The organism is Acinetobacter sp. YH01022, assembly GCF_013420235.1.
Lineage (GTDB): Bacteria > Pseudomonadota > Gammaproteobacteria > Pseudomonadales > Moraxellaceae > Acinetobacter.
The window spans coordinates 39,669-52,775 of record NZ_VOYP01000013.1; the positions used below are offsets into that span (position 1 = coordinate 39,669).

General features: G+C 41.6%; 12 protein-coding genes. All 12 read right to left on the reverse strand.

Annotated elements, in window-relative coordinates; genetic code table 11:
* Positions 1-52: 52 nt before the first annotated feature.
* The 12 genes from alr to ppsA all read right to left on the reverse strand — a co-directional run bounded on the left by alr (position 53) and on the right by ppsA (position 12,988).
* Entirely contained in the window at positions 53-1,117 is a 1,065-nt protein-coding gene (gene alr, locus FTT87_RS06570) for an alanine racemase (protein WP_180174570.1), read from the reverse strand.
* 300 nt (positions 1,118-1,417) lie between these two features.
* Complete coding sequence (gene dnaB / locus FTT87_RS06575; RefSeq protein WP_086197265.1) at positions 1,418-2,863, reverse strand: replicative DNA helicase; 1,446 nt, start codon at positions 2,861-2,863, stop codon at positions 1,418-1,420.
* A gap of 260 nt (positions 2,864-3,123) precedes the next feature.
* Positions 3,124-3,570, reverse strand: a complete 447-nt coding sequence (rplI, locus tag FTT87_RS06580; RefSeq protein ID WP_086197266.1) for a 50S ribosomal protein L9 — start codon at positions 3,568-3,570, stop codon at positions 3,124-3,126.
* Positions 3,571-3,579: 9 nt separating this feature from the next.
* Positions 3,580-3,807: a 30S ribosomal protein S18 gene (rpsR, locus tag FTT87_RS06585; RefSeq protein ID WP_004719336.1), complete on the reverse strand. Its 228-nt coding sequence runs from the start codon at positions 3,805-3,807 to the stop codon at positions 3,580-3,582.
* 12 nt (positions 3,808-3,819) lie between these two features.
* On the reverse strand, positions 3,820-4,206 hold the full coding sequence (gene rpsF / locus FTT87_RS06590) for a 30S ribosomal protein S6 (RefSeq protein WP_086197267.1): 387 nt from the start codon (positions 4,204-4,206) through the stop codon (positions 3,820-3,822).
* Positions 4,207-4,517: 311 nt separating this feature from the next.
* A complete protein-coding gene (gene cyoE / locus FTT87_RS06595) occupies positions 4,518-5,396 on the reverse strand; it encodes a heme o synthase (protein ID WP_180082208.1) in 879 nt (292 codons plus the stop codon).
* 10 nt (positions 5,397-5,406) lie between these two features.
* Entirely contained in the window at positions 5,407-5,733 is a 327-nt protein-coding gene (locus tag FTT87_RS06600; protein WP_086197269.1) for a cytochrome o ubiquinol oxidase subunit IV, read from the reverse strand.
* Positions 5,733-6,353 carry a cytochrome o ubiquinol oxidase subunit III gene (gene cyoC / locus FTT87_RS06605; protein WP_086197270.1) on the reverse strand — a complete coding sequence of 207 codons (621 nt, stop codon included), beginning with the start codon at positions 6,351-6,353 and terminating at the stop codon, positions 5,733-5,735. Before cyoC ends, FTT87_RS06600 begins: the two co-directional genes overlap by 1 nt.
* A 4-nt stretch (positions 6,354-6,357) precedes the next feature.
* Complete coding sequence (gene cyoB, locus FTT87_RS06610; protein WP_180082207.1) at positions 6,358-8,346, reverse strand: cytochrome o ubiquinol oxidase subunit I; 1,989 nt, start codon at positions 8,344-8,346, stop codon at positions 6,358-6,360.
* 3 nt (positions 8,347-8,349) lie between these two features.
* Positions 8,350-9,420, reverse strand: coding sequence for a ubiquinol oxidase subunit II (gene cyoA, locus FTT87_RS06615; protein WP_180082206.1), 1,071 nt, complete (start codon positions 9,418-9,420; stop codon positions 8,350-8,352).
* Positions 9,421-9,738: 318 nt separating this feature from the next.
* Positions 9,739-10,509, reverse strand: a complete 771-nt coding sequence (locus FTT87_RS06620) for an RDD family protein (RefSeq protein ID WP_180174571.1) — start codon at positions 10,507-10,509, stop codon at positions 9,739-9,741.
* Positions 10,510-10,609: 100 nt separating this feature from the next.
* Positions 10,610-12,988 (reverse strand): phosphoenolpyruvate synthase, encoded by a 2,379-nt coding sequence (gene ppsA / locus FTT87_RS06625; protein ID WP_180174572.1) that lies wholly within the window; start codon positions 12,986-12,988, stop codon positions 10,610-10,612.
* Positions 12,989-13,107: the final 119 nt, after the last annotated feature.

The following is a 13,107-nucleotide window of genomic DNA, read 5'->3' on the forward strand; positions in this document are numbered from 1 at the left end:
AGATTGTAAAAAACCCAAGTACAAGCTTGGGTTTTTATTGGGATTTAAAATATTATTTTCTTATAGGACGTGCACTTAAACGACAGAGTAGCTCATAACCAATGGTGCCATTGGCTTCGGCAACATCATCAACCAGACGGTTTTTACCCCAGAGTTCAACTTCAGTTCCAAGCGGAGCATCCATACCGGTCACATCAATGGCAATCATGTCCATGGCAACGCGGCCAATCACACGGATCGCTTGACCGTTAATAGATACATAGTTCTGTTTAGGGAAGGCACGAGGGTAGCCATCTCCATAACCAATTGAAACGATAGCGAGGTCCATGTCTTTGTCAGCGGTAAAGGTGGAGCCATAACCGACATGTTCACCTGCCTGAATGTGGTTTAGGGCAATAATTTCAGCCGTAAAAGTCATGACCGGTTTAAGTCCTAAATCATGGACGGATTGATCTGCAAATGGTGATGCACCATAAAGCATGATTCCTGGGCGGACAAAATCAAAATGCAGTTCAGGCCATTTATAAATGGCAGCGGAATTACAGCAAGAGCCCATCACGGGCGCACAAGCTTGTTTCACTTGCAGGAACTGATTTTTTTGTTGTTCATTTAAAGGATGGTTGGCATCGGCATTGGCAAAGTGCATGGCCAGTACACAAGTAAAACCCTCAGCTTTAAGTGAATTAATTACTTCAATAATTTCGGGTACTTTAAAACCAAGACGGTTCATACCGCTATTCAGCTTGACCCAAACTTTTAATTTTTTACCAATATAAGCTGCTTTATGGGCGCGTAACAAGTCTAACTGTTGTTGATGATGCACTACACATTCAATATTGTTCTCTATCACCACCTGCATTTCATCTTCAGAAAAAATGCCTTCAATGAGGGTAATCGGTTGCTTATAGCCAAGTTCACGAATTTCTAAAGCCTCTTCCAGGCAGGCGACACCAAAAGCATCCGTTTCACCCAAGGCTGCTAAACAGTCTTTGACTCCATGTCCATAAGCATTGGCTTTGACCATACTGACAATTTGAGCAGTCGGTGCAAGTTGTTTGACACGGTTTAAATTATATTGAAGGGCTTCTCTATCAATATAAACTGTTGCTTGGCGCACCCTCGTCACTCCTTGGGATTACAATAAAAAATTACAGCAATTTGTTATATCAAATCGCTTATAAGCTCTACATAAGAATATTATAGATATGCTATTCCTCAGTCTTGAAAATGAGGAACTTAAGCAAAATGGAGAGGGATATTGTAGTCCTATGACTGAAAATAAACACTAAGTTAAAGTGTATTTTTCACCAAATATTAAACAGAAAAAATTTATGTAATACGTAGCAGTGATGAATTAAAGCAATGGTACAAGAAAAATAAATTTAAAAAAACGAGGTCAGCACCTCGTTTTTATATCTTATTCTTCATCATCATATTGAGCGTAGAACTCAGGTGAGAGATTGCTAAAGCGCGTGTATTGACCTTCAAAAGCAAGACGAACCGTACCGATCGGTCCGTTACGCTGCTTGCCGATAATAATCTCGGCAGTACCGGCTTCTTTGGATTCCTTGTTATACACTTCGTCACGGTAAATGAACATGATCAAGTCGGCATCCTGCTCGATCGCACCAGATTCACGTAAGTCGGACATCACCGGACGTTTATTTGGACGGTTTTCCAGTGAGCGGTTCAGCTGAGAAAGTGCAATGACAGGACAGTTCATCTCTTTAGCCAAGGCTTTTAAGCTGCGGGAAATTTCTGAAATCTCGCCGACACGGTTGTCACCCATACCGGGTACTTTCATGAGCTGAAGGTAATCGACCATGATGCAGCCAATTTTTCCGCCATGCTGTTTGGCAATACGACGGGCACGGGCACGTAATTCCGTCGGAGGCAGGGCAGAAGAATCATCGATGTACAGATGTTTTTCCTGTAGCTGTAAAATGGTACCGGTGACTTTAGACCATTCATCGCCATCCAGTTTACCGGCACGCAGATGACCCTGGTGGACTTTACCGTAAGCAGAAATCAGACGCATGGCAATCGAATCTGCGGGCATCTCCATAGAGAAAACCAAGGCAGGCAAGTCACAGTTAAACAGCACACTTTCCACCAGGTTCATGGCGAAAGTGGTTTTACCCATAGATGGACGTGCAGCCACAATAATCAAATCACCAGCCTGCATACCTGAAGTTTTATTATCCAGTTCCACGAAACCTGATGTTAAACCGGTAATGTTGCCTTCCATTTGGGAAAGTTCATTCAACTTATCAAAAACATCGGCGACTACCGCATTGATCGGTTTTGGGCCTTGGGCTTTGGCATTGTTGTTATGCTGTTCAGCAATGGAGAAGATGTTAGTTTCAGCTAGATCCAGAATTTCACTCACACTACGACCTTTGGTGTCGTAAGCATTCTGTAGAATTTCAGAGCTGACTTTAATCATGCTGCGTAATGTTGAAAATTCTTTAATTTTATTGGCATAAGTTTCCAGGTTATAAAAGCTAGAAGGTGAATCTGCCATCAATTGCATTAAATATTCTTCGCCACCCACAGCTTCAAGTAGATTCTGTTTAATCAGCCAGTCGTTGACCAATACGGCATCATAAGGCGAGTTTTCCTGGGCTAATTTTTCAATGGCACGGAAAATATATTTATGACGTGTGGCGTAGAAATCGTTTTCACTTAATACATCACCGACTTGCTCAAAAGATTCTGCGACCGTCATCAGCGCGGCAAGAACAGCTTGTTCAATTGCCAAGTTATGCGGAGGTGTACGAAACTCTTTAAGTTGGCCTGACTCATTTGCTTTATTATCTACTTTAACTGAGTTAAGCATAGCGCTGGCATTCGCCTGTGACATATAAAACCCTAATTTTAAATGCAATAAATGAGTAATTTGAAAAAAATGCCGAAGAATAAAAAAGGTATTATCTTCGTATAAACAGATGATACGCGCTCTTAAAAAAAATGCGAATCGAAAATTTCATTTATTTAAGTATCTAAAAACAGTCAAAATAAATGAAGTGAACAAGGTCTATATAAGGGTTAATTCAACTATTTTGACTATTTTTAGAGATAAAAAAAGAGCATGCAAAAGCATGCTCTTTTTCTTGCAAGAAATTACTCAGATACGATAGTAACGAGAACTTCAGCAATAACATCATGATGCAATTGGATTGCGATGTTGAATTCACCAGTGTGACGAAGCGCACCGTTTGGTAAACGAACTTCTGCACGGTCAACTTCAAGACCTGCATTAGTTAAAGCGTCAGCGATGTCACGAGTACCGATAGAACCGAATAGTTTACCTTCGTCACCAGCTTTAGCAGTGATTACGATGTTAACTTCGTTCAATTGGTCAGCACGTGCTTGAGCAGCAGCTAAAACGTCAGCTTCAGCTTTCTCAAGTTCAGCACGACGAGCTTCAAAAGCAGCAGTGTTCGCTTCAGTCGCTGCAACTGCTTTACCCTGAGGGATAAGGAAGTTACGGCCGTAACCAGCTTTAACTGATACTTTATCGCCTAGTTTACCAAGGTTTTTAATGCGTTGTAATAAGATAATATCCACAGCTCAACCTCACTTATGATTGTCAGTGTAAGGGATCAACGCTAAGTAGCGAGCTTGTTTGATAGCAAGCGCCAATTGACGTTGGTAACGAGCTTTAGTACCTGTAATACGGCTAGGAACAATCTTGCCGTTTTCAGTGATGTACTGTTTCAAAGTATCGATATCTTTGTAGTCGATGTACGTAACGTTCTCAGCTGTAAAGCGGCAGAACTTGCGACGACGGTAAAAACGTGCCATGTAATGTTCTCCTTATGCTTCAGCAGAGTCTTGAGCTTGTTGTGCTTCTTCACGTTGAGCTTTACGCGCACGTTTTTCTTCAGCACTCTTAGCAAGTAAAGACTCTTCAGTGATAGCGTGTTCACGACGAATAATAACATTACGAAGGATTGCATCGTTATAACGGAACAATTCTTCTAATTCATTAAGCGTAGCTTGACCACATTCAACGTTCATTAAAATGTAGTGAGCTTTGTGAATTTTGTTAATTGGGTAAGCCAATTGACGACGGCCCCAATCTTCTAAACGGTGAATTTGACCTTCAGCTTCTTTGATGTGAGTTAGGTAACGTTCTACCATACCCACAACTTGATCGCTTTGGTCTGGATGTACCAAAAGTACGATTTCGTAGTGACGCATTGTCAGCTCCTTACGGTTTATACAGCCTCTGCAAATACAAGCAGAGGCAAGGAGTCACAACTAAAGTTGTGTCGCATAAATTGCGAAGCGTGAATTTTAGAGCCTTTGCTGGCTAAATACAAGGTTTGAGGAGAGCAAAAAGCAAAAATACTGAAAATAGTGCTGAGCTAAATTTTGCTTATTATAAGGATGAAAAGGAAATTACTTACTAAAAGTTTGTTATTGAAAATAAGGAAAGTAAACAAAGTATAACGAGAAGGGTGCAAAGTGTATGACATATCTAATTAAAAGATAGAGCAGGACTCTATCTTTTAAAAAAATATGATGGGTAATTGTGGGGCTGTTGAAGTGAAACTAAACAACAGGCTGATGACAGTGATTAATTTGACAGAGAACATGAAATATTGCTTTGCCCATAACTGATCATTTTCAGCTTTAAAGCCCTGAATACTCAAATACACCCAGTACAGACACAAAAGGTTCAGTACGACCACATAAATCCAATTTGTATAACCATAAACAAATAATCCATTCATGGTGATACAGAACAATACAACGTAGATGAGTGACTCAATCTTGGTACGATGAATTGAACGTGCTACAGGTAAAATTGGAATCCCTGCATTTTTGTAATCTTCAAAGCGGTAAACTGCAATTGCCCAAGAGTGAGGCATTTGCCAAAGTGCATACCCAATAAAAATAAGTAAAGCACCCATGTCAAACTGATTTGCAACAGCGGTATAACCAATTACAGGTGGAGCCGCACCGGAAATACTACCGACAATGGTTTGGTGAATGGTTGTCCGTTTTGTCCATAAGCTGTAAAAACCAACATATACAACAAAACCAATAACAGCAAATAAAAAAGCGTACTCATTGACCCAAAACCACAAAATGCTAAAACCAGCGAATCCAAGTACCAGGGAATAAACCAAAGCAACAGGAACGGAAACTGATTTTTTAACCATCGCACGATTTTGCGTACGTTGCATCTTTTGGTCGATGTCTTGGTCAATGATGTTATTGACTACACAACCTGATGCTACAACCAGAGTTGTACCGAGAAGGGTAATGAGAAGAAGAAGGAAATCTACAGAACCTTGGGCAGCTACAAAGTAGCCACCCAAAGTGGTAACGAAGTTACCAAAGAGAATTCCTGGCTTAGTCAGGAATAAATACTTTTTCAGCATGACAACCAGTTTAGATCATCATGTTGTAGTGAAGGTAGTTCATGATCCATACAGAACCAACCAAAAGGATGGCAATGGTCAGAATCGTATAAACGAATGCAATAACGTTCCAGCGTTGCTCTGAAGAAGAGTTCATGTGCAGGAAATAAATTAACTGTACAAGAATCTGAGCAACTGCAGTAATTGCAATCACGGTAATCAAGATACCACGGCCAAAACCACCAGCCATCACCATTCCGAAAGGAATGATGGTCAGGATGATAGATAGGATAAAGCCAACTGTATATTGTTTAACGTTACCGTGTGCTGCACCAGCTGAATTGTGATCGTGACTCATTAGAGAACTCCCATCAAGTAAACTACGCTGAATACACAGATCCAAACGATGTCAAGGAAGTGCCAGAACAAGCTTAAGCATGCAAGACGACGAGTGTTTGGAAGAGTCAAACCATATTTCTTGATTTGAACCATTAACACGATCATCCATACCAAACCAGAAGTTACGTGAATACCGTGTGTACCTACCAGCGTAAAGAACGAAGATAAGAATGCACTTGTGCTAGGGCCATGACCTGCATGAACTAAATGATTGAACTCATATAATTCCATGCCGATGAACGAAGCACCAAATACCCAAGTAATTGCAAGCCAAGTAAGAACTTTAGATACGTCTTTTTTGTAGGCAGCAAGAACAGCAAAGCCGAACGTTACAGACGAAATCAAGAGGGCGAATGTTTCAGTTAATACGAAACTGAGAGATTCACCAAAAAGATCTCGTGCACTTGGAGTACCAACTGGAACGTGACTGCTTAATACAGCAAACGCGATGAAGAGTGTACCGAATAGGATCAAGTCACTCATCAAGTAAGACCAGAAACCAAAGACCGTGATGTCAGTATCATCGTGATGATGATGTTCATCGTGTCCGTGGTTATCGTGATGAAGTACTTCAGCCATAGTCTTAGTCCTTCTTCAAGTGTTTTTCAAGTTGTGCATAACGTTCGTTTTCGATGCGTTCAACTTCAGCAGCTGGAACATAGTAATCCACTTTCTTGGTGAAAGAAGACACGATGAAGCTAATGATCGCAGAAACGAATGTAATCGCTACTAACCACCAGATGTGCCAGATTAAAGCAAAGCCCATAACAGTAATGAACATCGCGATAACAAAACCAGCCGCACGGTTGGTTGGCATATGAATGTCTTCATACTTGGTTGGTTTAGTGTATGCAATACCGTTTTCTTTGTCAGTCCAGAAAGTATCAATACCGTTGATCTTTGGAAGATAGGCAAAGTTATAGAACGGCGCTGGAGAAGAAGTAGACCATTCAAGCGTACGGCCATCCCAAATATCGCCAGTAACGTCCATGTTTTTCTCGCGTTGCAAGAAACCCACCACGATTTGCATAACGAAACATGCAATACCCAGTGCAATAAGAACTGCACCAACTAAAGCAATATTTACATATGGATCCCATTCAGGGTTGTCAAATGTATTCAAACGACGAGTCATACCCATGAAACCAAGGATATAAAGTGGCATGAACGCAAAATAGAAACCGATGAACCAGAACCAGAATGCTGCTTTACCCCAAGCTTCATTTAACTGCCAGCCAAACATTTTTGGCCAGTAGAAGATGATACCTGCGAACATCGCAAACACTACACCACCAATAATTACGTTATGGAAGTGAGCGATAAGGAATAAAGAGTTGTGTACTAGGAAGTCCGCTGGTGGAACTGCCATCAATACGCCTGTTAAACCACCGATACCGAAAGTCACAAGGAAGCCAAGTGTCCAAAGCATTGGTGTTGTATAGGTAATGCGGCCCTTGTACATGGTGAATAACCAAGAGAAGATTTTCACACCAGTCGGGATCGCAATAATCATGGTCATGATACCGAAGAACGCGTTAACGTTGGCACCTGCACCCATGGTAAAGAAGTGGTGAACCCAAACAACAAGTGATAAAACACCAATTGCTACAGTAGCGTACACCATTGATTTGTAACCGAACAAAGCTTTGCGGCAGAATACGGCAGTAACTTCCGAGTAAATACCAAAAGCTGGTAATACCAAGATATATACTTCCGGGTGACCCCAAGTCCAGATCAAGTTTACATATAACATTGGGCTACCACCCAAGTCATTTGTAAAGAAGTGGAAGTCAAAGTAACGGTCAAGTGACAACATTGCAATAGTCGCAGTTAATACTGGGAATGTCGCAATGATAAGTACAACAGTAACTAAAGATGTCCAGGTAAAAATAGGCATATCCATAAGGGTCATGCCAGGCGCGCGCATTTTAATGATGGTAACGAAGAAGTTAACACCAGTTAAAAGTGTACCCAAGCCTGAAATCTGCAGTGCCCAAATGTAGTAGTCTACACCTACGCCAGGAGAATATTCGATACCTGATAGAGGAGGATAAGCCATCCAACCTGTTGCAGCGAATTCACCTAAAGCAAGAGAAGCCATTACCAGACCAGCAGCGCCAGCGAATAGCCAGAAGCTTAAAGAGTTTAATAGCGGGAAGGCAACATCACGTGCACCGATTTGAAGTGGTACAGAAATGTTCATCAAACCAACCACAAGACCCATCGCTACGAAGAAGATCATGATTACGCCATGCGCAGTAAAGATCTGATCGTAATGTTCTGGGTGCAAGTAACCTTCACCACCACCTTTTGCAAGGAACTGTTGAAGACGCATCATGATCGCATCGGCAAAACCACGCAGAAGCATGACAATCGACACAATGATATACATGATACCAATTTTTTTATGGTCTACAGATGTGAACCATTCGTTCCACAAATAGCCCCATTTTTTGAAATAGGTGATACCTGCAAACAGTGCAAGACCGCCTAGGACCATCATGGCAACTGTCACCAGCACGATTGGATCGTGAGGGATTGCATCCGGACCTAACTTACCTAAGAAGCTCATGTCTTATTCCTCTACAGAAGCAGTCGCATGTTCAACATTTGCATGAGCTTCAGAAGCAGCAGCTTCATGACCAGCAGTTGCCGAGTGATCAGCACCGTGGTAATTACTCATGTATTTGTTAATCACAGATTCGAACAGTTTAGGTTCTACTGAAGAATAATAAGTCACTGGATGTGGCTTAGTCGGATAAGGCTTCAACGCTTCAGCAGCAGCCTTCTCTTCAGGAGTTTGCGCTTTCGCAACGATTGCTTCGATTTGGTGCTTAGAGCGGTTACCGTCACGTAAGGTTGCAAATTCAGCTTGATCTAAAACTGTTTTTTGAACAGCTTGAGGATTAATGGTATTACCATTACCCGCTTTAACTGCAGCAACCCATTCAGCAAACTGAGCATCAGTCACAGAGTGTGCACGGAAACGCATTTGCGAGAAACCATAACCTGAATAGTTAGAAGAGAAACCGCGGAAGCCTTCAGCAGGACTGGTTTCATTTGCCAAGAAGTTCAGGTGAGTTTGCATACCCGCCATAGCATAAATCTGACCAGACAATGCAGGGATGAAGAACGAGTTCATTGTGAAGTTAGAAGTTAAACGCAGGCTAACCGGAGTTTTTTCTGGGAAACGAATTTCGTTAACAGTCGCAATGTTTTGTTCTGGATAGATAAAAATCCATTTAAACTGTTCAGCAATAACCTGAACATTTAAAGGTGCTTTATCTGATTCTAGCGGACGGTATGGGTCATACTTGTGGGAACCCCACCAAGTTAACCAAGCTAAAATACCAATAATAATAACAGGAACACCCCAGACTACAATTTCAATTGCAGTAGAGTGTGCCCATGTAGGTTTATAGTCTGCATCTTTATTCGACGCGCGATATTTCCATCCGAACCATAATGCCATAATCGCTGATGGAATAACCACCAATAGCATTAAGTAAATCGCAGTCAACATGAGGTTTGATTGACCTTCAGCAACTGGACCTTTGGAGTTCAGAAGTACTAAATCACCACCACACCCAGTCAAGAGTGCAGCCATCGCAGATAAAGACAATACAGCTAAAATTGTTTGTCTCATTTTACAACCTCGGTGAAGAGTCCCATTCCCTAATTTAATATGGGATAGCGATTAAAGTGTCGCATGATTGGAAATGTTTATTTTTCACTTAGAAAATCCAAGCACAGTAAAGCCTTCCCAATCATGAGGCACCGCTACGTTGTAGGGCATTATGCCTGATATCGACAAACTAAGCTATATGTAAAGTGGCTTTAAATATCTGTTATAAAAACTGATTTTTTTACTCGGAATTAAGCTTTTATTATATGAATTTTATTTTAATATCAATATTCTGCGGAAAAACAGGGATATAAAAACAATCCCTGTCTAATTATATGCTTATTGTTTAACCACTTTGGTTTTGGCTAACTTATCATGTAAGGTCTGGCGCTTTTCACCCAGTGCAAAAACATGATCAATAATTGTAATAAATGGCATAAATAGCAAATTTAAAAAGATAAAAATAAAGCTACGTAAAGTGAAAGCACGCATCAGGCTGACTTTTTCACCATTGTCGGCATCTACAATTTTAATTTTGGTCAGTTTTTTACCGATGCTTTGTCCGGATTTTGCCAACATAAATGCCTGTATACCTAGCATAATAATGAGGTAAATAAACATGGTCTGCCAGGCTTCAGAAGGTATAAGGGTAAATAATTCCTGTTGCAATTGCATGGCTTGAGTGGAAGTCTCGGCCGATTGCATTTTTTGCTGAATCTCGGATAACTGGTTAAATTGCTCTGGTTTTAGGAAAAATGACGGAATTGCAGCTGCCGGTAGCCAGAGTAGCAAGTCAATGATTTTTGCCAAAATACGGGTTGGAATTGCAGCCAACTCCTGTCGAGCAGTTGCTTTTTTTTCCACCTGAACTTTACGAATAGCTGAATTCTGTACAGGGCTGGGTTCTGGAAAAGCTGCAGGTGCGATATAGCCTTCAGGTGTATATACAAGTTTACCTTGGGTTAATTCACCTAAAGCCTTCCATTCGGTCATACCTTGATGCCATGCCAAATCTGTTAGCAGCACTTGTTGGCTAGCGAGCATTTGGTTCAACTGCTCTAAGGTGTATGGACCAGCTTGTTGATTATTACGAGCCAAGTAAATTTGCATAAATATTAAATCTCAAAACGTAAATTAGGTTTGTATAGCAAACCCTTAAATTATAGATGAAAAAAAAGACCCAAATGTGGGTCTTTTTTAACATGTTTTATTAGGCTTGTTGAGCTTTTTCTTCTGCAAGGAAGAACCAAGTGTCTAAAACTGAGTCCGGGTTTAAAGAAACAGACTCAATACCTTGTTCCATCAACCATTTAGCCAGGTCAGGGTGATCAGAAGGACCTTGACCACAAATACCTACATATTTTCCTGCTTTACGACATGCATGGATAGCCATAGAAAGAAGGGCTTTAACCGCTGGGTCGCGTTCATCAAACAAGTGAGAAACAATACCAGAGTCACGGTCTAGACCAAGAGTTAACTGAGTCAAGTCGTTAGAACCAATAGAGAAACCATCGAAGTGTTCAAGGAATTGTTCAGCCAACAATGCATTCGTTGGCAATTCGCACATCATGATCACTTTAAGACCATTTTCACCACGTTTAAGACCGTTCAATGCCAACAATTCAATCACACGTTTTGCTTCAGCAACGGTACGTACGAATGGAATCATGATCTGTACATTGGTTAAGCCCATTTCGTCACGAACTTTTTTCAACGCACGGCATTCAAGTTCGAAACAGTCACGGAAGTTGTCAGAAACGTAGCGGCTTGCACCACGGAAACCAAGCATTGGGTTTTCTTCTTCTGGTTCGTATAGCTTACCACCGATCAAGTTTGCATATTCGTTTGACTTAAAGTCAGACATACGCACGATCACTGGTTTGTCAGCGAATGCAGCAGCAAGGGTAGAAATACCTTCAACCAATTTTTCTACATAGAATTCGATAGGAGAAGCGTAACCTGCAGTACGTGCCATTACAGCAGCGCGAGTTTCGCGTGGAAGGCTGTCAATGTTGAGCAATGCTTTAGGATGCACACCAATCATCCGGTTAATGATGAATTCAAGACGTGCCAGACCAATACCTGCGTTTGGAATTTGAGCAAAGTCAAATGCACGGTCAGGGTTACCCACGTTCATCATGACTTTAAATGGAAGCGCAGGCATAGATTCGATAGAGTTACGCTGAACTTCGAAATCTAAAGCACCTTCATAGATAAAGCCTGTATCACCTTCGGCACAAGAAACAGTTACTTCTTGACCATCGGTCAGAACTTCAGTTGCATTACCACAACCTACAATCGCTGGAACACCAAGTTCACGTGCAATGATGGCAGCGTGACAAGTACGGCCACCACGGTTGGTGACAATAGCAGCAGCACGTTTCATCACTGGTTCCCAATCCGGGTCAGTCATGTCAGATACGAGTACGTCACCGTCTTGTACTTTATCCATCTCTTTAATCGAAGTGACGATGCGGACTTTACCAGAACCGATACGTTGACCAATTGAACGGCCTTCACAAACCACAGTACCTTTTTGTTTAAGCAGGTAGCGTTCCATTGTGCCGACATTTTCACGGCTTTTTACGGTTTCTGGACGTGCCTGAACGATATAAAGCTGACCGTCATCACCATCTTTGGCCCATTCGATGTCCATTGGGGCACCGTAATGTTCTTCAATGATCAAGGCTTGTTTTGCAAGTTCTTGCAGCTCATGATCATTTAAGGCAAATTGTTGACGCTCTTGTTTTTCAACGTCGACGACAACGACTGATTTACCTGCTGCACCTTCTTCACCATAAATCATTTTTTGGTGTTTAGAGCCCAGGTTGCGACGCAGGATAGAATGCTTGCCATTTTTAAGAAGTGGTTTAGAAATATAGAATTCGTCAGGGTTAACTGCACCTTGAACGACCATTTCACCCAAGCCATAAGAAGCGGTAATAAATACTGCATCACGGAAACCAGATTCTGTATCCAGTGTGAACATTACACCAGCAGCACCAGTTTCAGAGCGGACCATACGTTGCACGCCAGCCGACAACGCTACGATGTCGTGAGCAAAGTTTTGGTGTACACGGTAAGAAATTGCGCGATCGTTATAAAGTGAAGCAAATACTTCCTTAATGGCTACAAGAACGTTGTCGATGCCACGGATGTTCAGGAAGGTTTCTTGTTGTCCTGCAAATGATGCATCTGGCAAGTCTTCTGCTGTTGCAGATGAACGAACGGCAACCGCGATGTCAGGGTTGCCGTTTGAAAGAGCAGCAAAAGATTCGCGAATTTCCTTTTCAAGTTCTGCTGTAAGCGGAGTTTCGACAATCCATTGACGGATTTTTGCGCCAGTTTCTGCTAGAGCTTTTACGTCATCAACATTAAGCGCTGCAAGCTCGGCGTTGATTTTAGCGTTTAGGCCACTTTGCTCGAGAAATTCACGATACGCAGCAGCTGTGGTTGCAAAACCACCCGGTACTGATACACCAGCATTAGACAAATGGCTGATCATTTCACCCAGTGATGAGTTTTTCCCACCAACGAGTTCAACGTCGTGTTTCCCTAATTTTTCTAGACCAATTACGCGCGCTTCCAAAGTTGTTACTCCACTTATGCAGTATTAATCACTATCTTGGCATGAAATTATAACAAATCGCCCAGCTTTTTGATTTACTCGGCGACACTCATGTAAGATCGGTTTACTATAAAGATTTT